We start from the raw sequence: 22,853 nt of genomic DNA, 5'->3' as shown, positions 1-22,853 counted from the left end.
GCCGGGTCGTCCAACCAGCACGCACACACCACATCCTTGGGGGGTCACACATGCGGGGTACGAGAAGAACGGCCGCCGCGGCGCTGCTCGCGGGCGCCCTCTTCCTGACCGGCTGCGCCGGATCCGGCGGCTCCGACACGATGGCGTCGGACGCCAAGGCGGACTCGGGCGCGGTGAAGCCCGGCTACGAGGGGCCGGCCTCGGCCGCCGGGGCCGGGAAGGCGCCGGACGGCAAGGCGGGCACCCGGGCCCCGGTCCAGGCGCCGCAGCGGGTGATCCGGACGGCCGAGCTGTACGTCGAGGTGAAGGACGCCGGGAAGGCGGCGGAATCGGCCCGGCGGGTGACGGCGGACGCGGGCGGGCACGTCGAGAGCGAGACGACCGAGCGCGTCGACGCGAGCCATGTCAACGCGCGGATCGTGCTGCGCGTCCCGCAGGAGCGGTACGACGCCGTCATCGCCGAACTGGCGGGCACGGGCAAGCTGCTGTCCCGCAAGGCGGAGGCGAAGGACGTCACCGGCCAGGTCGTCGACGTGGACAGCAGGATCGCCACCCAGCGGGCGAGCGTGGCGCGGGTGCGGGCCCTGATGGACAAGGCCACGCAGCTGAGCGACGTGGTCACGCTGGAGGGCGAACTGAGCCGTCGGCAGGCGGACCTGGAGTCGCTGCTCGCCCAGCAGGCCGCGCTGAGGGACCGTACGTCGATGGCGACGATCACCCTCCAGCTGAGCGAGCCGGAGGCCGCCTCCCCGGCCGGGGAGGACGACCGGCCGGGGGTCCTGGACGCGCTGGGCGGCGGCTGGGACGCGCTGGTCGGCGCGCTCGCCTGGGCGCTGGTGGTGCTGGCGGCGCTCGCGCCGTGGCTGCTGCTGCTCGCGCTGGCGTACGCGGTGTGGCGGTGGGTGCTGCGGCCTCGGCTGCCCCGCCGGACGAAGGCGGAGGCCGCGCCGGGCCCGGGGGCCGCTCCGTGGCCGGGGACGGGCGAGGTGCGGCGGCTCGCCGGCGGGGTGCCGGCCCCGGCGGCGCCGGCCGAGGGCGGGGACGCCGACCGGGAGGGGGGCACCGTCTGACGGTCCGCCCGCCGTAGCGTGTCGGTATGACGGAACGACTGGTGGTCATCGGCGGTGACGCGGCGGGCATGTCCGCCGCGTCCCAGGCACGCAGGCTCAAGGGACCCGGGGAGCTGGAGATCGTCGCGTTCGAGCGGGGGCACTTCAGCTCCTACTCGGCCTGCGGCATCCCGTACTGGGTCGGCGGCGAGGTCGCCGGCCCGGACCGGCTGATCGCCCGGAGCCCCGAGGAGCACCGGGCCCGGGACATCGACCTGCGGATGCGCACCGAGGTGACCGCGCTCGACGTGGACCGGCAGCGGGTGCGGACCCGGGACCTGGAGTCGGGCGCGGAGGGGTGGACCGGCTTCGACAAGCTGGTGATCGCGACCGGCGCCCGGCCGTTGCGCCCGCCGCTGCCGGGCATCGACGCGTCGGGGGTGCACGGGGTGCAGACCCTGGACGACGGGCAGGCGCTGCTCGACTCGCTGGGTGCGGCCCGGGGGCGCCGGGCGGTGGTCGTGGGCGCCGGGTACATCGGCGTGGAGATGGCGGAGGCGCTGCTCGGCCGCGGTTTCGAGGTGACGGTCCTCAACCGGGGCGAGCAGCCGATGGCGACGCTCGACCCGGACATGGGGCGCCTGGTGCACGGGGCGATGGACGGCCTGGGCATCACGACGGTGGGCTCCGCGCCGGTGACCAAGATCCTCACGGGCGAGGACGGCCGGGTCCGCGCGGTGGCCACCGACGCGGGCGAGTACCCGGCGGACGTGGTGGTCCTCGGGATGGGCGTGGTGCCGGAGACCTCGCTGGCGCGGGCGGCGGGGCTGCCGCTGGGCGCGCACGACGGGCTGCTGACGGACCTGTCGATGCGGGTGCGCGGGCACGGGAACATCTGGGCGGGCGGTGACTGCGTGGAGGTCCTCGACCTGGTGTCGGGGCGGGAGCGGTACGTGCCGCTGGGCACCCACGCCAACAAGCACGGCCAGGTCATCGGCTCGAACGTGGGCGGCGGCTACGCGACCTTCCCCGGGGTGGTCGGCACGGCGGTGTCGAAGGTCTGCGACCTGGAGATCGCCAGGACGGGGCTGCGGGAGAAGGACGCCCGGGCGGTGGGGCTGCGGTTCGTGTCGGTGACGATCGAGTCGACGAGCCGGGCGGGCTACTACCCGGGGGCGGCCCCGATGACCGTGAAGATGGTGGCGGAGCGGCGCACCGGGCGGCTGCTCGGGGTGCAGATCGTGGGGCGCGAGGGCGCGGCGAAGCGGGTGGACATCGCGGCGGTGGCGCTCACCGCGGGGATGACGGTGGAGGCGATGACGGCCCTGGACCTGGGGTACGCGCCGCCGTTCTCCCCGGTGTGGGACCCGGTCCTGGTGGCGGCCCGCAAGGCGGTGGCCGCGGTGCGGGCGGCGGGCTGACCCGCGGACACCGGGGACCGTCCCCCGCGGCGCGGGGGACGGCCGGGGTGTGGATCAGACGGCGGTGCGGGTGTGCACGTGGTCGACCAGGCGGGTCAGGGCGTCCGGGTCCATGGCGGGCATGACGCCGTGGCCGAGGTTGAAGACGTGTCCCTCCAGGTCCTTCGCGGCGGCGAGGACCTCGTCCGCCTTGGCCTCGACGACCTCGCGCGAGGCGAAGAGGACGGCCGGGTCCAGGTTGCCCTGGAGGGCCTTGCCGGGGCCGACGCGGCGGGCGGCCTCGTCGAGCGGGACGCGCCAGTCGACGCCGACGACGTCCGCGCCGGCCTCGCCCATGAGGCCGAGGAGCTCGCCGGTGCCGACGCCGAAGTGGATGCGGGGGACGCCGTACGAGGCGACCGCGTCGAACACCTTCGCCGAGGCCGGCATGACCGAACGGCGGTAGTCGGCGGGGGCCAGGGCGCCCACCCAGGAGTCGAAGAGCTGCACGGCGGAGGCGCCGGCCTCGATCTGCACCTTGAGGAAGGCGGAGGTGATCTCGGCGAGGCGGTCCAGCAGGTCGGCCCAGAGCTGCGGGTCGCCGTACATGAGCGCCTTGGTGTGCTCGTGGCTGCGGGACGGGCCGCCCTCGACGAGGTAGCTCGCGAGGGTGAACGGCGCACCGGCGAAGCCGATGAGCGGGGTGGAGCCGAGTTCGGCGGTGAGCATCCCGATGGCCTCGGTGACGTAGTGGACGTCCTCGGGGGTCAGGTCGCGCAGCCGGGCGAGGTCGGCTCGGGTGCGGATCGGGTCGGCGACGACGGGGCCCACGCCGGGCTTGATGTCGAGGTCGATGCCGATGGCCTTCAGCGGGACCACGATGTCGCTGAAGTAGATGGCCGCGTCGACCTTGTGGCGGCGCACGGGCTGCAGGGTGATCTCGGTGACCAGCTCGGGCCGCATGCACGACTCGAGCATGGGGATGCCCTCGCGGACCTTGAGGTACTCGGGCAGGGATCGCCCGGCCTGCCGCATGAACCAGACCGGCGTGTGCGGCACGGCCTCGCGGCGGCACGCCTTCAGGAACGCGGAGTCGTACGTCTGCGGCTGGTGCTTCGTCTGCTGGCCCTTCGGGCTGTCAATGGCGCTCACGCCCAGAATCTTCGCATGTGGCGAGAAGCCGCTCGCCCGGCGCGGGTGTCCCTCCCTGCGCACGGGGCCCGTTCCGCCTACTCTTCCCCGCATGGCTGCGGCTCAGGGACATTCTTCCGATCATTCCGACGGCATTCGAGGGACGGAGAAGACGGCGGGCGACAGGGTGGACCCCACGGAGACGAACCCGGTGCCTCCCGCGTTCGGGCGGGCGGTCGAGGGGCTGCGTTCGGCGCGGCTGCGGCCGGAGATCGAGGTCGATCCGACCCGGCCGCCGCAGCGGCTCGCGCCCCACGCGTACGCCTTGGAGGCGGCCGTGGTGGACGGCGAGGACGATCTGGCGGACGGGCGTCTGGTGCTGCTGCACGACCCGGCGGGGCACGAGGCCTGGAAGGGCACGTTCCGGCTGGTGACGCTGGTCAGGGCCGAGCTGGAGCCGGAGATGGCCGCGGATCCGCTGCTGCCGGAGGTCTGCTGGTCCTGGCTGACGGGGGCGTTCGAGGCGCGCGGCCTGGCGTACGGGGAGGCGAGCGGGACCGTCACGATGGCCGGCTCCCATTACTTCGGGGGGCTCGCGGAGCGGCGTCCGGCGACCCAGATCGAGATCCGGGCCTCGTGGACGCCCCAGGAGGGCTCGTCGGGGGTGCCGGACACCGGCGCGCACCTGGCGGCCTGGTGCGACCTGTTGTGCCAGATCGCGGGGCTGCCGCCGTCATCGGCGGATCCGGGGGCGGGGACGACGTCGGGCGCGGGGGTCGTCTCGCTGCCCCAGCGGCGCGGACCGCAGCGGCCGTAGCCGTGTCACCCCGCTCGTAACGTCGATTTCCGGACAGATCCGGTCGCGGAGCGCGTACGGCTCGTACGATGATCGATCACGCGTCCGAATTGCCCCAATTATTACTCACCAAATCGTGATCTTTCCCTAAAGGCGGGCGGCCCAGCTGCCGAAGGAGTCAGTGACCCCTTCACAGCACGGGTTCGCCCCCGGCTTCTTCCCCGAGCCGGCTCCGTCCCGCACCCCCTTTCCAGGAGGCCTGGTGTCCGTTCTCCTCGAGCAGCCCGCAAGCCTGGTCGCCTACCGCCCGAACAAGCCGACGGCCATGGTCGTCGTGGCCGACCCACGCGTCCGCTCCACCGTGACCCGCCACCTGTGGGCACTCGGGGTGCGCGACGTCATCGAGGCTTCGTCCATCGCGGAGGCCCGTCCCCGCGTCGGCAACCCGCGCGACATCTGCGTGGCCGACGTCCACCTCCCGGACGGCAGCGGGCTCACCCTGCTGTCCGAGACCCGCGCGGCGGGCTGGCCCAACGGCCTCGCCCTCTCCGCGGCCGACGACATCGGCGCCGTGCGCAACGCCCTCGCCGGCGGTGTCAAGGGCTATGTCGTCACCGGTACGCGCACCAACATCGGTCACCCCACCCGCCCCGGAGCCGCCCCCATCGGCTCCGCGGCAGCCCGCCTCGGCCACCGCCGCCCCCCGGGTGCCCCGAGCCACCCGGGCGGCTACCGCGAGCTCTCCGGCCGTGAGGTCGAGGTGCTGCGGCTGGTGGCCGAGGGCCAGTCCAACAAGGCGATCGGCGTCTCCATGGGCCTGTCCGCCCTCACCGTGAAGAGCCACCTCGCCCGCATCGCCCGCAAGCTGGGCACCGGCGACCGGGCCGGCATGGTCGCCGTCGCCCTGCGCACCGGGATCATCCACTGAGCCGGCCGGCCCCCTGAGGCCCACGCCCCGACGAAAGACCGTCCTCTGTCGACGGAACGTTCCCTCCCGTGTGGCCGGAACGGCCCGACCAGGCCGTTCCGGCCACACGGGCCGTTCCGGCCGTTCCGTCGGCGGGTGCTTGCCATTCGCAGATACCCTTGACAGGTGACCGACGCCCAAGACACCGCAAGCGACACAGCGCTGCGAACCACCGGGGGCGCCCCCTCGGACGACGACGTCCCTGCGAGTGGGCTGCCGATCCCGTTGCTCGAACCCCGCGAGGGCATTCCCCCCGTCGTGGCGACCGACGAGGCCCTCGCCGAGGTGGTCGCCGCCTTCGCCGCCGGCCGCGGCCCCGTGGCCGTGGACGCCGAGCGCGCCTCCGGCTACCGCTACGGACAGCGCGCCTACCTCGTGCAGCTCCGCCGCGAGGGCGCGGGCACCGCGCTCATCGACCCGGTCGGCTGCCCGGACCTGTCGGCCCTCGGCGAGGCGCTGACCGGCACCGAATGGATCCTGCACGCCGCGACCCAGGACCTGCCGTGCCTGCGCGACATAGGCATGGTGCCGTCGCGGCTCTTCGACACCGAGCTCGCCGGACGCCTCGCGGGCTTCCCCCGGGTCGGCCTCGGCGCGATGGTCGAGTCCGTCCTCGGCTACGCCCTGGAGAAGGGCCACTCCGCCGTCGACTGGTCCACCCGCCCGCTCCCCGAGCCCTGGCTGCGCTACGCCGCCCTCGACGTGGAGCTCCTCGTCGACCTGCGCGACGCGCTGGAGAAGGAGCTCGACCGGCAGGGGAAGCTGGGCTGGGCGCTGGAGGAGTTCGACGCCATCGCCTCGGCCCCGCCCGCCCCGCCGCGCAAGGACCCCTGGCGTCGCACCTCCGGCATGCACAAGGTGCGCAGGCGCCGCCAGATGGCGGTGGTCCGGGAGCTGTGGACGGCCCGCGACAAGGTGGCGCAGCGGCGTGACGTCTCCCCCGGCAAGGTGCTGAGCGACTCGGCGATCGTGGAGGCCGCCCTGGCGCTGCCGCCGAACGCGGGCGCGCTGTCGGCGCTGCCGGGGTACGGCCAGCGGATGGGCAAGCGCCAGCTGGAGCAGTGGCAGGCCGCCGTGGACCGGGCGAAGGCCCTCCCGGAGTCCGAGCTGCCGCAGCCGGGCCAGCCGGTGGCGGGGCCGCCGCCGCCGCGCGCCTGGGCCGACAAGGACCCGGCCGCCGCGGCCCGGCTCTCCGCCGCCCGCGCCGCGGTGTCGACGCTCGCGGAGGAGCTGAACCTGCCGCAGGAGAACCTGATCACCCCGGACACGGTCCGCCGGGTCTGCTGGGAGCCGCCGGCCCCGGCGACCCCGGAGACCGTCGCCGCGGCCCTCACCGGCCACGGCGCCCGCCCGTGGCAGGTGGGCCTGGTGACCCCGCTCCTGGTGGCGGCCCTGACGGCCCACGCCTGAGCGTTCCCGTACGTTTCCGTTACGTTTCCGTACGGACCTGACGAAGTACGGCCCCGTCGAAGCCCCCGGACTCCGGTCCGGGGGCTTCGACGCGCCCGGGGTCGGGGTAGGACGGGAAGTGTGACCTTCGCCGCTTGGCGCGGGGGGACTGGGCAGTCTGGTTACCCGCAAGTAGCATGGGGGGAGCAAGCGCGCGCTTAGCCGCGTGCCGGGCAGCGCGCCCGCGCAGCAGTGCCACCCCGCACCCTGGAGGAGAGCCATCGTGCCTCGTACCGTCAGGGATGTCGTCTTCGTCGACGGCGTCCGTACCCCGTTCGGCAAGGCGGGCCCGAAGGGCATCTACCACGAGACCCGCGCCGACGACCTCGTCGTCAAGGCCATCCGGGAGCTGCTGCGCCGCAACCCCGGCCTCGACCCCGCCAAGATCGACGAGGTCGCCATCGCCGCGACCACGCAGATCGGCGACCAGGGCCTGACCCTCGGCCGCACCGCGGGCATCCTGGCGGGTCTGCCGCAGTCCGTGCCCGGCTACTCCATCGACCGCATGTGCGCCGGCGCGCTGACCGCCGTGACGGCGACCGCCGGTTCGATCGCGTTCGGCGCCTACGATGCCGTCATCGCCGGTGGCGTCGAGCACATGGGCCGCCACCCCATGGGCGAGGGCGTGGATCCGAACCCGCGCTTCGTCAGCGAGAAGCTGGTCGACGAGTCCGCCCTCTTCATGGGCATGACCGCCGAGAACCTGCACGACCGCTACCCCACCATCACCAAGCAGCGCGCCGACGAGTACGCCGTGCGCTCGCAGGAGAAGGCCGCCAAGGCGTACGCCGACGGCAAGATCCAGCAGGACCTGGTGCCGATCTCGGTGCGCCGCACCACGCCGGAGACCGGTGAGACCGGCTGGGGCCTGGTCACCGCCGACGAGCCGATGCGCCCGGGCACCACCCTGGAGTCGCTGACGGGCCTGAAGACGCCGTTCCGCGTCCACGGCAACGTCACCGCGGGCAACGCGGCCGGCCTGAACGACGGCGCCACCGCCTCGATCATCGCCTCCGAGGACTTCGCCCGCGAGAACGGCCTCCCGGTCAAGATGCGCCTGGTCTCCTACGCCTTCGCCGGCGTGGAGCCCGAGGTCATGGGCTACGGCCCGATCCCGGCGACCGAGAAGGCGCTGGCCAAGGCCGGTCTGTCGATCGACGACATCCAGCTCTTCGAGATCAACGAGGCCTTCGCGGTCCAGGTCCTCGCCTTCCTGGAGCACTACGGCATCGCCGACGACGACGCCCGCGTCAACCAGTACGGCGGCGCCATCGCGTACGGCCACCCGCTCGCCTCCTCCGGCGTCCGTCTGATGACGCAGCTGGCCCGCCAGTTCGAGGAGCAGCCGGAGGTCCGCTACGGCCTCACCACCATGTGCGTCGGCTTCGGCATGGGCGCCACGGTCATCTGGGAGAACCCGAACCACAAGGACGCCGGAGGCAGCAAGTGAGCACCACCGCAGAGCTTCTGAAGGGCGCCGCCGAGCTCTTCCCGGACGAGGTCGTCACCTCGGCCCACGTACGTCACTTCGAACTCCCCGCGGGTGCGGGCCGGTTCGCGCTGATCACGCTGGACAACGGCTTCGACCACACCAAGCCGACCACGTTCGGTCCGCAGTCGCTGGCGAACCTGAACACCGCGCTCGACCAGGTCGAGGCCGAGGCCGCGAACGGTGAGATCGTCGGCGTCGGCATCACCGGCAAGCCGTTCATCTTCGCCGTCGGCGCCGACCTCAAGGGCGTCGAGCTGCTCAAGCGGCACGAGGACGCGCTCGCCATCGGCAAGGGCGGCCACGACGTCTTCAAGCGTCTCGCGGGCCTCGCCGTGCCGACCTTCGCGTACTACAACGGCGCGGCCATGGGCGGCGGCGTCGAGGTCGGTCTGCACTGCACCTACCGCACCGTGTCGAAGGCCCTGCCGGCCTTCTCGCTGCCCGAGGTCTTCCTCGGTCTGGTGCCCGGCTGGGGCGGCTGCACGATCCTGCCGAACCTGATCGGCGCGGAGAAGGCCGTCTCGGTCGTCATCGAGAACAGCCTCAACCAGAACCGTCAGCTCAAGGGCAAGCAGGTCTTCGAGCTCGGCATCGCCGACGCCCTCTTCGAGGGTGCCGACTTCCTGGAGCAGTCCCTCATCTGGACCGCCGGCGTCCTGAACGGCTCCGTGGCCGTCGAGCGCCCGGAGATCGACCGCGGCGAGGGCTGGGACCAGGCCGTCGCCAAGGGCCGCGCCATCGCCGACTCCAAGGTGCACGGCGCCGCCCCGGCCGCCTACCGCGCCCTCGACATCATCGAGGCCGCCAAGGACGGCGACCTGCAGAAGGGCTACGACGCCGAGGACCAGGCCCTCGCGGACCTGATCATGGGCGGCGAGCTCCGCTCCGGCATCTACGCCTTCAACCTGGTGCAGAAGCGCGGCAAGCGCCCGGCCGGCGCCCCGGACAAGTCCCTGGCCCGCCCGGTCACCAAGGTCGGTGTCGTCGGCGCCGGTCTGATGGCCTCCCAGCTCGCCCTGCTCTTCCTGCGCCGTCTGGAGGTGCCGGTCGTCCTGACCGACATCGACCAGGAGCGCGTCGACAAGGGCGTGGGCTACGTCCACGGCGAGATCGAGAAGCTGCTCGGCAAGGGCCGCATCAACCAGGACAAGGCCAACCGCCTCAAGGGCCTGGTCTCCGGTGTGCTGGACAAGGCCGAGGGCTTCGCCGACGCGGACTTCATCATCGAGGCCGTGTTCGAGGAGATGTCCGTCAAGCAGAAGGTGTTCGCGGAGGTCGAGGCGGTCGCCCCGGCGCACGCGATCCTCGCCACCAACACCTCCTCGCTGTCGGTCTCCGAGATGGCCTCGAAGCTGAAGCACCCCGAGCGCGTGGTCGGCTTCCACTTCTTCAACCCGGTCGCGATCCTCCCGCTCCTGGAGATCGTGCGCGGCGAGCAGACCGACGACGCCTCGCTGGCCACCGCCTTCGGCGTCGCCAAGAAGCTGAAGAAGACGGCCGTGCTCACGAAGGACGCCCCGGCGTTCGTCGTGAACCGCATCCTGACCCGCTTCATGGGCGAGATCCAGAACGTCATCGACGAGGGCACCCCGGTGGCCGTCGCCGAGCAGGGCGTCGAGCCGCTCGGCCTGCCGATGTCGCCGCTGGTGCTCCTGGAGCTCGTCGGCCCGGCGATCGGTCTGCACGTCTCCGAGACCCTGAACCGCTCCTTCCCGGAGCGCTTCACCGTCTCCCCCAACCTGAAGGCGGTCGTCGAGGCCGGCAAGCGCGGCTTCTACGTCTACAAGCCGGAGAACGGCTTCAAGCCGGAGCTCGACCCCGAGGTCGCCGCGCTCCTGAAGCAGGGCGATGTCGTCCTGACCGCGGAGCAGGTCCGCGACCGCGTCCTGGACGCCGTCGCGCAGGAGATCGGCCTGATGCTGGAGGAGGGTGTCGTCGCCGAGGCGCAGGACATCGACCTCTGCCTGATCACGGGCGCGGGCTGGCCCTTCCACCTGGGCGGCATCACGCCGTACCTGGACCGTGAGGGCGTCTCCGAGCGCGTCAACGGCAAGCGGTTCCTCGCGCAGGGCGTCGCGAGCGTCCCCGCGTAACACCTCCGTACGGCCCGTGACGGCCCCGGTACCGCTTCGGCGGTACCGGGGCCGTCATGCTGTGCGCATGGAGCTTCTGATCGTCGACGGGGCGAATGTGGTCGGGTCCGTGCCCGATGGGTGGTGGAAGGACCGGCGCGGGGCCGCCGAGCGTCTGCGGGACCGGCTCGCCGCGCACGGCGGGCCGGCCGAGGGCGGACCGTACGAGATCGTGCTCGTGGTGGAGGGCCGGGCCCGGGGCGTGGCCCCGGTGCCGGGGGTACGGGTCGAGGAGGCGCCCGGCAGCGGCGACGACCTGATCGTGGAGCTGGCCCGGAACGCGGCCGGCCGGCCGTGTCTGGTGATCACGGCCGACCGGGAGCTGCGGCGCCGGGTGGAGGGGACGGGCGCCCGGTGTGCGGGGCCCCGCAGCCTCCCCGGTGGCTAGTAGGTGGCGTCCCTGCCCGCCTTGCCGAGGCGGCTGTGCCGGCGTCCGTACAGGAAGTAGACGACGAAGCCGATCAGCATCCAGACGGCGAAGCGGAACCAGGTCTCGGCGGGCAGGTTGAGCATCAGCCAGACCGAGGCGGCGATCGAGACGATCGGCAGCAGCGGCACCCAGGGGGTGCGGAAGGCGCGCTCCAGGTCGGGGCGGGTGCGGCGGAGCACCATCACGCCGGCGGCGACCACCACGAAGGCGAAGAGGGTGCCGATGTTCACCAGGGTGGCCAGCTCGTTGATGCTGGTGAAGCCCGCGACGACGGCGATGATCGCGCCGAGCAGGACGGTCGGCCGGTACGGGGTCCTGAACCGGGGGTGCGTGATGGAGAAGAAGCGGGGCAGCAGCCCGTCGCGGCTCATCGCGAAGAACACCCGGGTCTGGCCGAGCAGCAGGATGAGGCAGACGGTGGTGAGGCCGATGGCGGCGCCGAAGCTGATGACGCCCGCGTAGAACGGGTGGCCCACGGCCTTGAAGGCGTCGGCGAGCGGGGCGCTGGTGGAGAGCTCGGTGTACTTCTGCATGCCGGTGACGACGAGCGCGACGGCCACGTACAGGACGGTGCAGATGAGCAGTGAGCCGAGGATGCCGCGGGGCATGTCGCGCTGCGGCAGCTTGGTCTCCTCGGCGGCGGTGGCGACCACGTCGAAGCCGATGAAGGCGAAGAAGACGACGGAGGCGGCGGTGAAGATGCCCATGACGCCGAAGTTGGTCGGCTCGTAGCCGAACATGAGCTGGACCAGCGGCTCGGTCCAGCCGGAGCCGCCGCCGGGCGGGGTGATGGCCGGCGGGATGAACGGCTTGTAGTTGTCGCCGACGATGAAGAACAGGCCCGCGATGATGACGATCATCACGACGGTCACCTTGATGGCGACGACGACGGCGGTGATCCGGGCGGACAGCTTCATGCCGAGGACGAGGACCGCGGTGAGCACCAGGACCAGCAGGAAGGCGAGGATGTCGAAGGTGCCGCCCGCCACGTCGGGGCCTTCGAGCGCGGCCGGCAGGTGCCAGCCGATGTTGTCCATGAGCGAGCGCACGTACCCGGACCAGCCGACGGCGACGACGGCGGTGCCGAGCGCGAACTCCAGGACGAGGTCCCAGCCGATGATCCAGGCCGGCAGCTCGCCGATGGAGGCGTACGCGAAGGTGTACGCCGAGCCCGCCACCGGCACGGTGGAGGCGAACTCCGCGTAGCACAGGGCGGCCAGGGCGCAGACGATGCCGGCGGCGACGAAGGCGAGGGCGGTGGCCGGCCCCGCGTTCTCCTTGGCGACCTTGCCGGTGAGGACGAAGATGCCGGTGCCGATGATGACGCCCACGCCGAAGACCGTCAGGTCCCAGGCGGAGAGGGACTTCCTGAGGGCGTGCTCCGGTTCCTCCGTGTCGCGGATCGACTGCTCGACCGACTTGGTCCGGAACATCCCTGAACTCGCGCGTGGCTGCTGGTCCGTACTCACCGTCGCACCTCCTGCCAGTGGGCTGCCCGCCCTCCGGCCAGAATGCACGCGAAAGGGCCGGTCGGCACTCCGAAGAGTGAGCCGACCGGCCCAAAGGTGACGCTGGGTGAGGTCCCGGCGGGTCAGTCCCGGGCGGGCTCCACGGCCTTGGCGCTGGATTCGAAGCGCCCGTCGAGGCGCGACACCAGGCCGGTGACCTGGCGCGCGATGTCCGGGGCGGTGAGCCCGATCTCGGCCATGACCTCGCCGCGCGAGGCGTGGTCGAGGAAGCGCGGCGGGATGCCGAAGTCGCGCAGCGGGACGTCCACGCCCGCGTCGCGCAGCGCCTGGGCGACGGCGGAGCCGACACCGCCGACGCGGCTGTTGTCCTCGACGGTGACGACCACGCGGTGCTGCTCGGCGAGCGGGGCGAGGGCCTCGTCGACCGGCTTGACCCAGCGGGGGTCGACCACGGTGGTGGAGATGCCCTGCTTGTCGAGGAGGTCGGCGATCTCCAGGCACATCGGAGCGAGGGCGCCGACCGAGACCAGGAGGACGTCGGGCGCGGCGCTGTCCGGCTCGCGGAGCACGTCCATGCCGCCGACGCGGCGCAGCGCGGGGACGGCCGGGCCGACCGCGCCCTTGGAGAAGCGGACCACGGTGGGGGCGTCGGTGACCTCGACGGCCTCGCGCAGCTGGGCGCGGACCTGGTCGGCGTCGCGCGGGGCGGCGAGCCGCAGGCCGGGCACGACCTGGAGGATCGACATGTCCCACATGCCGTTGTGGGAGGCGCCGTCGGTACCGGTGACGCCGGCCCGGTCCAGGACGAAGGTGACGCCGCACTTGTGCAGGGCCACGTCCATCAGGACCTGGTCGAAGGCCCGGTTGAGGAAGGTCGCGTAGACCGCGAAGACCGGGTGGAGGCCGCCGGTGGCGAGGCCGGCCGCGGAGACCGCGGCGTGCTGCTCGGCGATGCCGACGTCGAACACCCGCTCGGGGAAGGCCTTGGCGAACTTGTCGAGGCCGACGGGCTGGAGCATGGCCGCGGTGATCGCGACGATGTCCTCGCGCTCCTTGCCGAGCTCGACCATCTCCTGGCCGAAGACGCTGGTCCAGTCGGCGCCGGAGGAGGCGATCGGCAGACCGGTGTCGGGGTGGATCTTGCCGACGGCGTGGAAGCGGTCGGCCTCGTCCTGGAGGGCCGGCTGGTAGCCGCGGCCCTTCTCGGTGAGGCAGTGCACGATGACCGGGCCGCCGAACCGCTTGGCGCGGGTCAGGGCGGACTCCAGGGCCTCGATGTCGTGCCCGTCGATGGGGCCGACGTACTTCAGTCCGAGGTCCTCGAACATGCCCTGCGGGGCGATGAAGTCCTTGAGGCCCTTCTTGGCGCCGTGCAGGGTCTCGTAGAGCGGCTTCCCGACGACCGGGGTGCGCTCCAGGATGTCCTTGCCGCGGGCGAGGAAGCGCTCGTATCCGTCGGTGGTGCGCAGGGTCGCCAGGTGGTTGGCGAGGCCGCCGATGGTGGGGGCGTAGGAACGCTCGTTGTCGTTGACGACGATGACGAGCGGCCGGTCCTTGGCCGCGGCGATGTTGTTGAGCGCCTCCCAGGCCATGCCGCCGGTGAGCGCGCCGTCGCCGATCACCGCGACGACGTGGTCGTCCTTGCGGAGGATCTCGTTGGCCTTGGCCAGTCCGTCGGCCCAGCCGAGGACGGTCGAGGCGTGCGAGTTCTCGATCACGTCGTGGTCGGACTCCGCCTGCGAGGGGTAGCCGGACAGGCCGCCCTTCATCTTGAGCTTGGAGAAGTCCTGACGCCCGGTGAGCAGCTTGTGGACGTAACTCTGGTGCCCGGTGTCGAAGAGCACCTTGTCCTTGGGCGAGTCGAAGACGCGGTGCAGGGCGATGGTCAGCTCGACCACACCCAGATTGGGGCCGAGGTGCCCGCCGGTCTTGGAGACGGCGTCCACGAGGAACGACCTGATCTCTCCGGCCAGCTGGTCCAGCTGCTCCGAGGAGAGCCGGTCCAGATCTCGCGGTCCCCTGATACGGGTCAGCAGAGCCACCCGTGCCTCCTTGCGTTTGAGCTGGTCGAGCTTGCCGATTTGTCGAGTCTAATGTTCCGTCTTGGATCGTGGGCATCGGGCCGGGCGATCGGGCGCCACCCTGATGGCCGACACACCGCTGATCCGCACGGCCGGTGCACTGCTCCGGACGCAGCAGCGCCCGGCGCCGGTTCTCGGCGCCGGGCGGAGTGTGGCGAGCGTTACGCGCGCCCGGCGGTCTTCTGCGTACGGCGGGAGACCGAGTCGATCACGACGGCGGCGAGGAGCACCGCGCCGGTGATCATGTTCTGGATCGCGTTGGACATGCCGATCATGTTCAGGCCCTGCTGGATCGACTGGATCACGACCATGCCCAGGAGCGCGGACCAGACCTTGCCCCGGCCGCCGAAGAGGCTGGTGCCGCCGATCACGGCCGCGGCGATGACCAGCATCAGCGTGTTGCCGCCGCCGAGGCTCTTGGTCGCTCCGCCGGAGAGGCTCGCGATGAACAGGCCGCCGAAGGAGGCGAGGGTGCCGGAGATCGCGAAGACGGCGATCCGGACCCGGTCCACGTTGATGCCGGCGCGGCGGGCCGCCTCGGCGTTGCCGCCGACCGCGAAGACCTTGCGGCCGAACAGGGTGCGGCGGGCCACGAAGTCGGCGATCACCAGGACGGCCAGGAACAGCACCAGGGCGAGCGGCAGGCCGCGGGCGCCGGCGGGCTCGTTCATGACGTACGCGACGACGAGGACCAGGACGGCGACGACGGCGGTGCGCAGCACGATCTCGGCGATCGGGCGGGCCGGGAGCTGGGCGGCCTTGCGGCGGCGGCTGTCGCGCAGGAGCGAGAACAGGTACGCGGCGACGGCGACCAGGGCCAGGCCGTAGGCGGCGATCTTGTCGGCGAAGAAGTAGTTGGTGAGGTTCTCCACCACGCTGCCGGACGGCGTGTTGATGGAGCCCTCGCCGCCCATGAGCCACTCCTGGAAGCCCATCCAGCCGAGGAAGCCCGCCAGGGTGACGACGAACGCGGGAACGCCGATCTTGGCGAAGAAGAAGCCGTGCAGCGCGCCGATGGCGGTGCCGGCGAGCACCGCGAGCACGATGGACAGCCACTGGTTCATACCGTTGCTGACCTGGAGGCCCGCCCAGACGGCCGCGCCGACGCCGGCGACGGAGCCCATCGACAGGTCGATCTCGCCGAGGACGAGGACGAACACGATGCCGACGGCCATGATGCCGAGGCCGGAGGCGTACACCGCGACGTTGGCGACGGAGCTCGCGGAGAGGAAGTTCGCGTTCTGGATCTGGAAGACGATCGCGATGACGATCAGTCCCAGGATCACGGGGAGGGAGCCGAGCTCGCCGCCGCGTATCTTGCGGCTGAACTCGGTCCAGTAGCCCTTGAAGCCCTCCTCGCGCACGAGGAGGCGGGGGTCGACCGCCGGGACGGGCGCCGCGGACGCCTCGGCGGGCGTCTCGGGGGCCTCGGGGGCTTCGGGGGTCTTGGCGAGGTCGCTCACTTGGCGGCCCCCTTCTCGTCGTTCCCGGCGGCTGCCGTACGGGCCTGCCTGCGGGTCACGGCGTTGTCCGTGGCACCGGTGATGGCGGCGATGATCGTCTCGTGGGTGGTGTCCTCGACGTCGAAGACACCGTTGTTGCGGCCGAGGCGGAGCACCGCGACCTTGTCCGCGACGGCGCGGACGTCGGCCATGTTGTGGCTGATGAGGATGACGCCGTGGCCGCGCTCGCGCAGCCGCTCCACCAGGTCGAGCACCTGGGCGGTCTGCTCGACGCCGAGGGCGGCGGTGGGCTCGTCGAGGATGACGATCTTCGGGTCGCCGATCAGGGCGCGGGCGATGGCCACGACCTGCCGCTGGCCGCCGGAGAGGGCGGCGACGGGGATGCGGACCGAGGGGATGCGGATGGACAGGGTGTCCAGGAGCTCCCGGGCGCGCTTCTCCATGGCGATCTCGTCGAGCACCCGGGCGGAGCTGAGCTCGCTGCCGAGGAAGAGGTTGGCGACGACGTCGAGGTTGTCGCAGAGCGCCAGGTCCTGGTAGACGGTGGCGACCCCGAGGTTCTGGGAGTCGTGGGGCCGGGTGATCTGGACGGGGCGGCCGTCCCATTCGATGGTGCCCTCGTCGATCGGGTGCACACCCGAGATCGTCTTGACGAGGGTCGACTTGCCGGCGCCGTTGTCGCCCACCAGGGCGACGACCTCTCCGGCGTGGATCTCCAGATCGACATCGGTGAGCACCTGGACGGCGCCGAACCGCTTGGAGACCCCGCGCAACGCCAGCACGGGCGTAGCGGACACGTGAATCATCTCCTTCGCCGCCTGACCGGCGGGGATGTGGTGCGAGAAGTGCTGCGGAGTACTGCGGGAACCGCGAGGGAGTCCGGCGCCCCGCCCCCGCTTGCGGGGCGTGGAACGGGGCGGGAGGCGCCGGACGGTCTTCCGTGGGGGGCTGGGCGGGCTACTTGATGCCCGCCGCCTCGCAGGCCGCCTTGTACTCGGCGGTGCAGATGTCGGCCGCCTTGTAGACGTTGTCGGCGATGATCGTGGAGGCGATGTTCTCCTTGGTCACGACCTGCGCGTCGTACAGCTTGGCGGGGATGTCCTTGAACTCGCCGGTGAGGCTGGTGACCTTCACCGGGACGAGGTCGTCGATCTTCTCGCCCTTGAGGAGCTTGACCGCGATCTCCGCGGTGGTCTCGGCCTCGGGCTTGATCTGCTTGTAGATGGTGAAGGACTGATCGCCCTTCAGGATCCGCTGCAGACCCGCGAGTTCGGCGTCCTGACCGCCGACCGGGACCTTGACGCCCTGCTTGTTGAGGGCGGTGATGATGCCGCCGGCCATGCCGTCGTTGGCGGAGTAGACGCCCTGGAAGCCCGCCTTGCCCAGCGAGTCGATGGCGGCGCCCATCTTCTTGTTGGCCTCGTCCGGGGACCAGTCGGGGATGTCCTGCTCGTAGACGACCTTCTTCACTCCGCCGTCGAGGACGCTGTGGGCGCCCTTCTTGAACAGCGGGGCGTTCGGGTCGGTCGGCGAGCCGTTGATCATGACAACGTTGGCTTCCTTGGCCTTGGCGCCGAGCGCCTTCACCAGGGCCTCGCCCTGGAGGCGGCCGATCTTCTCGTTGTCGTACGAGACGTAGGCGGAGATCGGGCCCTCGGCCAGGCGGTCGTACGCGACCACCTTGACGCCCTTCTTCTCGGCCTGCTGCACCCAGGACTTGGTGGCCTTGTAGTCGACCGAGTCCAGGATGATGACCTTCACGCCCTGGGTGACGAGCGCGTCGAACTGCTTCTTCTGCGTCTCGGTGTCCTGCGCGGCGTTGTTGTACTTGACCTCGCAGTCGGAGCAGAGGGCCTTGATCTTCGCCTCGATGATCGGGCGGTCGAAGGTCTCGTAGCGCGTGGTCTTGTTCTCCGGAAGCAGCAGACCGATGGTCTTGCCGTCGCCGCCGTTCGCATCGCCGGACCCGTTGTCGCCGGCCTGACCACAGGCGGCGAGGGAGAGGGCCATGGAAACCGCGGCCGTGCCTATGACGACGCGACGCGTCATTGCGTTCATGTGGGGTTGCCTCCCTGACGAGGCCGCGACGTTGCGGCCGAGGTGGCTGGAAGTCAACTCGGCCGCAGGGTCGACGTCAAGGAGTAAATCCTTAACGAGATGACAACGGTGCCATCCGTTATCTAAGTGAACGCAAGCGTGGCCCTGTTCGGGGTGCCCGCGGCGCCCCCCTCCAAAAGCGTCGAATCGCCCATTTCGCTGAGCACGAGGGCGAGCGCCCCGAGCACTTCGGCGCGGCCGCCCAGTGCCCCCTGGGCCAGCGACAGCTGGCGGGCGGCGCTGGGGATGGCGTAGCGCGAGACGGAGTCCCTGATGGGCGCCAGGACCAGCTCGCCGGCCTCGGCCAGGTCGCCGCCGAGGATCACCCGGCTCGGGTTCAAGAGATTGCAGAGGTTGGCGATGCCGCTGCCGATGTGGCGCCCGACGTCGGCGATCACGCGCCGGCAGCCGGGGTCGCCCTCGCGGGCCAGCTGGACCACCCGCTCCATGGTCAGGTCGGGGCCGTGGCTCGACTGGAGCAGGGGCAGCACGTAGCGGGCGGCGGTGAAGGTCTCCAGGCAGCCGCGGTTGCCGCAGCGGCAGACCGGCCCGGACTCGTCCAGGGTGATGTGGCCGATCTCGCCGGCCGTGCCGCCCGGGCCCCGGTAGACCCGCCCGTCGATCACGAGCCCGGCGCCGACACCGCTGGCGACCTTGATGTACGCGAGGTCCTTCACGCCCCGGCCGCTGCCCCAGACCAGCTCGCCGAGGGCGCCGAGGTTGGCGTCGTTGTCGACGTGCACGGGGACGCCCAGGCGCGCGGAGAGCTCCTCGGCGGGGTTGATCCCGCTCCAGCCCGGCAGGATCGAGGTGGAGCCCAGGGTGCCCGAGGACACGTCGATGGGGCCCGGCACGCCGAGGCCGACACCGACGACCTTGTCCCGGCCGATGCCGGTGGCCGCGATCAGCCGGGTGACCAGCTGCTCGGCCCGGTCGAAGCCCTCCGCGGCGGAGGCGTCCACGTCCAGCGGCTCGGCCTCCTCGGCGAGCACCTGGTGGGCCAGGTTGCCGACCGCGACCCGCAGGTGCGTGTGGCCGAAGTCGACGCCGATGACGATGCCCGCGTCGCCGCTGAGCGAGACGCTGCGGGCCCGGCGGCCGCCCGCGGAGGTCGGGGTGACCTCGACGGTCCCGCCGTCCTTCAGCTCCCGCACGATGTTGGAGACCGTGGCGGCGGACAGGCCCGTCGCCCGGGCGATCTCCGCCTGGGTGAGCGATCCGGCCATCCGAACAGCCCGGACGACCCGCTCCAGATTGGCCCGGTGCAGCGATGACTGCGACCCCGGAGTCTCCATTGACTCTCTCCACCCTACGACGTGTACAAGTTATGAACTCCAAGCTCCTTCGTAGGGCTTGTCGCCGTCAAGTCCTCGACGGTAGCCGAAAGCGGACGCAAAAGGTCCGGTCCCGGGGTGGACTCCCCGGGACCGGACCTCCGCGCGCGGTCTGTCGTTACTTGAGCGTGGCCGAAGTGAGACCCGCCTGGACCTGCCGCTGGAAGGACAGGTAGACCACCAGCATCGGGATCATGGCGATGGTGACGCCGGCGAAGAGCACCGGCAGGTCGGTCTCGTACCCCTGCTGCTGCTGGAGCTGGATCAGGCCCTGGGTGAGCACGTACCGCTCGGGGTCGTCACCGCTCTGCGGCTGCATCAGCACGGTCGGCAGGACGAACTGGTTCCACTGCCCCAGCGTGTTGAAGATGCCCACGCTGAGCAGGCCCGGCTTGGCCATCGGCAGCATCACCTGGAAGAAGGCCCGGGTGTGCGAGGCCCCGTCCAGGATCGCCGCCTCGAAGACCGCCGTCGGCAGGGTCCTGAAGAAGGAGTGCATGAAGAAGACGGTGAAGGGCATCGAGTAGGCGACGTACACCAGGATCAGGCCCTGGTACGTGTTGAGCATCCCGAGCATCTTCACCATGAAGAAGAGCGGGACCAGCGCCAGGAAGACCGGGAACATCGCGCCGGCGACGAAGAAGTAGTAGATGACCCGGTTGCCCCAGAACTGGTAGCGGGCCAGGACGTACGCGGCCATGGAGCCGAAGAGCATGGTCAGCGGCACCGAGAACACCAGGACGATCACGGTGTTCACGAAGTAGTCGCCGATGCCCTTGCTCCAGGCCCGCCCGAAGACGTCCAGCGACCAGTTGGCCGGCCAGCCGAAGGCCGATCCGGCGATCTGGGAGTCGGTCTTGAAGGAGCTGAGCACGAGCCACAGCAGCGGCAGCACGATCAGCAGGGCCCACACGGCGAGGAAGCCGTGCGAGAAGACGTTGAGGACGACGCCCTCGCGGGCGGGGCCCGGGGCCGGCGTGTGGTCCTTGCGCGCCGCGCGCTGCCGGGGCACGGAGCCCCCGCCCGTGCCGTCGGCCGGGCTCGCGTCGGACTTCTGGATGGGTGCAGTCATCGTCGTTCTCCCGCTCAGAACTCGAGGCGCTCGCGGCGGGTGGCGCGCAGCGTGACCACGGACACGATCAGGGTGAGGAGCAGCATGACCACGCCCATGGCGCAGGCGTAACCGCTCTTCCCGAAGTAGAGGAAGTTGCGCATCATGACCGTCGACATGGTCTCGCTGTGGTGGTCGGGGCCACCGCCGTAGTCTCCCGAGGTCATCGTGGAGACCAGGACGAACATGTCCATGGCGACGATGCCGAGGTAGACCCAGGCGGTCTGCACCGAGTCCCACAGCAGCGGCAGGGTGATGCGGAAGAAGGACTGGGCGCGGCCGGCGCCGTCGATCAGCGCCGCCTCGTAGATGTCCCGGGGGATGGACTGCATGGCGGCGGAGAACAGCACCAGGTAGAAGCCGACCCCGTGCCAGACGACGACCGCCATGAGCGCCCACAGGACGAAGTTGGGCTCGTTCAGCCACTCGATCGGCTCGGCGGCGTCGATGAGGCCCAGTTTGAGCAGCAGGCCGTTGAGCATGCCGCCGGTGTCGCTGCGGTACACGGCGCCGAAGAGCACCGCGAGGATCGCCAGCGAGAGCACCTGCGGGAAGAAGTAGACGACCTTGTAGAACTTGGATCCGGCGACGCCCGCGACGCCGCCGGCCTTGCCCCGCCCGCCCGCGTTCACCATGAAGGCGAGGAAGAGGGCGAGCAGGATGGTGATCACCGGGATGAACACCAGGAACAGGACGTTGTGCCAGATCGCTCCCAGGAAGACGTCGTCCTGGAACAGGGCGACGTAGTTGTCGAGTCCGACGAAGGAGAAGGTCTGCGACTGGCCCTTCCAGTCGGTCAGCGAGTAGCCGATCGTCTGGATGTACGGCCAGATGACGAAGACCAGATAGAGGGCCACGGGTACGAAGAGAAATCCCGTGACGAACTGGTACTGCCCTTTGCGCATGGCGTTCCTGTCCCTGATGTCCCCGGTGTGCTACGCGGTCGCGGTCAGTCGCGGTGGTTCTTCTTGGACGCCGGGTCCTTGGCGGCCTTGTCGACGGCGGCCTGGGCCCGCTTGAGCCACTCGGCCGGCTGGATGCGCTTGGCCATGAGCTCGTTGGAGGCGTTCTGGATCTCGGTGTCCATCTCGCTGTACCACTCGGTGTACAGGTAGCGGAACGTGTTGGTGCCGGCCGCCTTGGAGGCCACGACCGTCGACTGGGTGCCGGGGCGCAGCTTGACGCTCGGGTCCACGCCGTCCGCGAGGATGGTGAGGGAGTTCGCCTCCTTGGCGAAGAGCGTCGACCACTCCTTGGAGAGCATCATCCGCATGAACTCCTTCGCCTCCGCCAGGTTCTTGGCCTTGGAGGGGATGATGAAGGGCTCACCGGAACCGGCGCGGATGGCCTCGTACGGCATCGCGCTGCCGGGCAGCAGCGGCATCGGCATGAACTTCATGTCGAAGTCGGCCGGGGTCTGCTTGAGCTGCTCGTTCTCCAGCCAGGAGCCGGAGGTGATGAAGACGGCCTTGTACTGGTTCCACCGGGTCTGCGACTCGGTGTGGGTGAGGCCGTTGGTGCCGGCCATCAGGTAGCCCTTCTCCACCAGCTCGTAGACCGCCTCGACGGCCTCCTTGGCCGCGGCGGAGCCGACGAACGCCTTGGGGTCGAGGTTGTCGATGGCCTTCATGGCCTCCAGACCGCCCTTCTTGGCGATCAGGTCCATGATGGCGACGTTGATGTAGTACGGGTACTTGCCCTGGTGGGCGAGTCCGCCGATGCCCTGGGCGGTGGCCTGCTTGCAGATGGCCATGAACTCGTCCCAGGTCTTGGGCTCGGTCCAGCCCTTCTCCTTGAAGAGCTTGCCGGAGTACCACAGGCCCCACACCGTGTAGATGTAGTTGAGGGCGACGACCTTGCCCTCCTGGAGGCCGGCGTCGACGGTGCCGGGGATCAGGGTGTCGCGGACCTTCTTGGACGGGTCGTCGACGGACGGCGCGTCGAGGATCTCGGCCAGGTCGAGCAGCTGCCCGTTCTTCGCCAGCACGTCGATCTTGATCTTCTGGGCGCCGGAGTCGTCGACGATGTCCGGCGGGTTGCCCGCGTTGAAGCGCGGCTGCAGCTTGCCGGTGATCTCCTGGGTGCCGGTGTGGGTGGCGGTGATGTCCCACTTCTTGTTGAAGCTGGCCTCCCACGCCTTGGCGTAGTCGTCGCCGTACCCGCCCTTGAAGACGACCACGTCGATCTTGCCGCCCTTGGCGACACCGAACGGGTTGTCCTTGGTCTTCTCGCCCTTGGGCTTGTCTTTGCCCGCGTCGTCGCCCCCACTGGAGGCACACGCGGACAGGAAACTCATGGTCGGCACCGAGATCAGACCGAGGGCGGCGGAACGCTTGATCAGATCGCGACGGCCGAGGCCCTCATGGTTCTGGGCGGAGGTGGATCCCATGCTCAAGTCCTCGCCTTCATTCAGGACTCAGGCGGTGTACCGGTCGCCCGTACAGATTCGCCT

At 70.8% G+C, this 22,853-nt stretch carries 18 protein-coding genes; 8 read left to right on the top strand and 10 right to left on the bottom strand.

The annotated features are described in order from the left end of the window. Positions 1-50: 50 nt before the first annotated feature. Both AB0Q96_RS20025 and AB0Q96_RS20020 read left to right on the top strand, forming a co-directional pair. The gene (locus AB0Q96_RS20025) at positions 51-1,070 is read left to right on the top strand and encodes a DUF4349 domain-containing protein (RefSeq protein WP_365327163.1); all 1,020 of its coding nucleotides are present in this window, start codon (positions 51-53) and stop codon (positions 1,068-1,070) included. Positions 1,071-1,096: 26 nt separating this feature from the next. Further along, complete coding sequence (locus AB0Q96_RS20020; protein ID WP_365327161.1) at positions 1,097-2,470, top strand: FAD-dependent oxidoreductase; 1,374 nt, start codon at positions 1,097-1,099, stop codon at positions 2,468-2,470. A gap of 54 nt (positions 2,471-2,524) precedes the next feature. Here AB0Q96_RS20020 and hemE read toward each other — a convergent pair whose 3' ends face one another. Beyond that, positions 2,525-3,601 carry a uroporphyrinogen decarboxylase gene (gene hemE / locus AB0Q96_RS20015; RefSeq protein WP_365327159.1) on the bottom strand — a complete coding sequence of 359 codons (1,077 nt, stop codon included), beginning with the start codon at positions 3,599-3,601 and terminating at the stop codon, positions 2,525-2,527. A gap of 91 nt (positions 3,602-3,692) precedes the next feature. Here hemE and AB0Q96_RS20010 point away from each other — a divergent pair, with 91 nt between their 5' ends. The 6 genes from AB0Q96_RS20010 (at position 3,693) to AB0Q96_RS19985 (ending at position 10,804) form a co-directional block, all read left to right on the top strand. Beyond that, complete coding sequence (locus AB0Q96_RS20010) at positions 3,693-4,397, top strand: DUF3000 domain-containing protein (protein WP_365327157.1); 705 nt, start codon at positions 3,693-3,695, stop codon at positions 4,395-4,397. 241 nt (positions 4,398-4,638) lie between these two features. Beyond that, positions 4,639-5,304 (top strand): response regulator transcription factor, encoded by a 666-nt coding sequence (locus tag AB0Q96_RS20005; protein WP_017242457.1) that lies wholly within the window; start codon positions 4,639-4,641, stop codon positions 5,302-5,304. 165 nt (positions 5,305-5,469) lie between these two features. Further along, positions 5,470-6,753 carry a ribonuclease D gene (locus tag AB0Q96_RS20000; protein WP_365327155.1) on the top strand — a complete coding sequence of 428 codons (1,284 nt, stop codon included), beginning with the start codon at positions 5,470-5,472 and terminating at the stop codon, positions 6,751-6,753. A 262-nt stretch (positions 6,754-7,015) separates the two neighbouring features. Next, entirely contained in the window at positions 7,016-8,242 is a 1,227-nt protein-coding gene (locus AB0Q96_RS19995) for an acetyl-CoA C-acyltransferase (RefSeq protein ID WP_365327154.1), read from the top strand. Beyond that, positions 8,239-10,377, top strand: a complete 2,139-nt coding sequence (locus AB0Q96_RS19990) for a 3-hydroxyacyl-CoA dehydrogenase NAD-binding domain-containing protein (protein ID WP_365327153.1) — start codon at positions 8,239-8,241, stop codon at positions 10,375-10,377. Before AB0Q96_RS19995 ends, AB0Q96_RS19990 begins: the two co-directional genes overlap by 4 nt. Positions 10,378-10,444: 67 nt before the next feature. Then, on the top strand, positions 10,445-10,804 hold the full coding sequence (locus AB0Q96_RS19985; protein ID WP_365327151.1) for an NTP pyrophosphohydrolase: 360 nt from the start codon (positions 10,445-10,447) through the stop codon (positions 10,802-10,804). On the opposite strand, the gene AB0Q96_RS19980 is transcribed toward AB0Q96_RS19985, so the two are convergent. The 9 genes from AB0Q96_RS19980 to ngcE form a co-directional block, all read right to left on the bottom strand. Continuing rightward, a complete protein-coding gene (locus tag AB0Q96_RS19980; protein WP_365327206.1) occupies positions 10,801-12,279 on the bottom strand; it encodes an amino acid permease in 1,479 nt (492 codons plus the stop codon). The genes AB0Q96_RS19985 and AB0Q96_RS19980 overlap by 4 nt on opposite strands. A gap of 158 nt (positions 12,280-12,437) precedes the next feature. Next, positions 12,438-14,357, bottom strand: coding sequence for a 1-deoxy-D-xylulose-5-phosphate synthase (gene dxs, locus AB0Q96_RS19975; protein ID WP_365327149.1), 1,920 nt, complete (start codon positions 14,355-14,357; stop codon positions 12,438-12,440). Between the two features lie 200 nt (positions 14,358-14,557). Further along, entirely contained in the window at positions 14,558-15,859 is a 1,302-nt protein-coding gene (locus AB0Q96_RS19970; RefSeq protein ID WP_365327147.1) for a sugar ABC transporter permease, read from the bottom strand. Next, positions 15,856-16,665, bottom strand: coding sequence for an ATP-binding cassette domain-containing protein (locus AB0Q96_RS19965; RefSeq protein ID WP_365327145.1), 810 nt, complete (start codon positions 16,663-16,665; stop codon positions 15,856-15,858). The genes AB0Q96_RS19970 and AB0Q96_RS19965 overlap by 4 nt, the downstream gene beginning before the upstream one ends. A gap of 151 nt (positions 16,666-16,816) precedes the next feature. Next, positions 16,817-17,908 carry a substrate-binding domain-containing protein gene (locus tag AB0Q96_RS19960; RefSeq protein WP_365327204.1) on the bottom strand — a complete coding sequence of 364 codons (1,092 nt, stop codon included), beginning with the start codon at positions 17,906-17,908 and terminating at the stop codon, positions 16,817-16,819. A gap of 131 nt (positions 17,909-18,039) precedes the next feature. After that, on the bottom strand, positions 18,040-19,251 hold the full coding sequence (locus AB0Q96_RS19955; protein WP_365327143.1) for an ROK family transcriptional regulator: 1,212 nt from the start codon (positions 19,249-19,251) through the stop codon (positions 18,040-18,042). Between the two features lie 157 nt (positions 19,252-19,408). Then, positions 19,409-20,362 (bottom strand): carbohydrate ABC transporter permease, encoded by a 954-nt coding sequence (locus AB0Q96_RS19950; protein ID WP_365327141.1) that lies wholly within the window; start codon positions 20,360-20,362, stop codon positions 19,409-19,411. A gap of 14 nt (positions 20,363-20,376) precedes the next feature. Next, positions 20,377-21,306: a sugar ABC transporter permease gene (locus tag AB0Q96_RS19945; protein WP_365327139.1), complete on the bottom strand. Its 930-nt coding sequence runs from the start codon at positions 21,304-21,306 to the stop codon at positions 20,377-20,379. A 44-nt stretch (positions 21,307-21,350) separates the two neighbouring features. Beyond that, entirely contained in the window at positions 21,351-22,790 is a 1,440-nt protein-coding gene (ngcE, locus tag AB0Q96_RS19940) for an N-acetylglucosamine/diacetylchitobiose ABC transporter substrate-binding protein (protein WP_365327137.1), read from the bottom strand. Between the last annotated feature and the right edge of the window lie 63 nt (positions 22,791-22,853).

Origin of the sequence: Streptomyces sp. NPDC093111 (assembly GCF_040683955.1) — a bacterium.
Classification (GTDB): Bacteria; Actinomycetota; Actinomycetes; order Streptomycetales; family Streptomycetaceae; genus Streptomyces.
Note: the sequence above shows the minus strand (reverse complement) of the source record. Positions and strands in the feature narration are given on the sequence as shown.

Excerpts from the sequence above, each read along its gene's own strand:
- AB0Q96_RS20025 (WP_365327163.1), top strand. The coding sequence starts at position 51 with ATGCGGGGTACGAGAAGAACGGCCGCCGCGGCGCTGCTCGCGGGCGCC.
- AB0Q96_RS20020 (WP_365327161.1), top strand. The coding sequence starts at position 1,097 with ATGACGGAACGACTGGTGGTCATCGGCGGTGACGCGGCGGGCATGTCC.
- AB0Q96_RS20010 (WP_365327157.1), top strand. The coding sequence starts at position 3,693 with ATGGCTGCGGCTCAGGGACATTCTTCCGATCATTCCGACGGCATTCGA.
- AB0Q96_RS19985 (WP_365327151.1), top strand. The coding sequence starts at position 10,445 with ATGGAGCTTCTGATCGTCGACGGGGCGAATGTGGTCGGGTCCGTGCCC.
- AB0Q96_RS19980 (WP_365327206.1), bottom strand. The coding sequence starts at position 12,279 with ATGTTCCGGACCAAGTCGGTCGAGCAGTCGATCCGCGACACGGAGGAA.
- AB0Q96_RS19965 (WP_365327145.1), bottom strand. The coding sequence starts at position 16,665 with ATGATTCACGTGTCCGCTACGCCCGTGCTGGCGTTGCGCGGGGTCTCC.
- AB0Q96_RS19960 (WP_365327204.1), bottom strand. The coding sequence starts at position 17,908 with ATGACGCGTCGCGTCGTCATAGGCACGGCCGCGGTTTCCATGGCCCTC.
- AB0Q96_RS19955 (WP_365327143.1), bottom strand. The coding sequence starts at position 19,251 with ATGGAGACTCCGGGGTCGCAGTCATCGCTGCACCGGGCCAATCTGGAG.
- AB0Q96_RS19950 (WP_365327141.1), bottom strand. The coding sequence starts at position 20,362 with ATGACTGCACCCATCCAGAAGTCCGACGCGAGCCCGGCCGACGGCACG.
- AB0Q96_RS19945 (WP_365327139.1), bottom strand. The coding sequence starts at position 21,306 with ATGCGCAAAGGGCAGTACCAGTTCGTCACGGGATTTCTCTTCGTACCC.
- ngcE (WP_365327137.1), bottom strand. The coding sequence starts at position 22,790 with ATGGGATCCACCTCCGCCCAGAACCATGAGGGCCTCGGCCGTCGCGAT.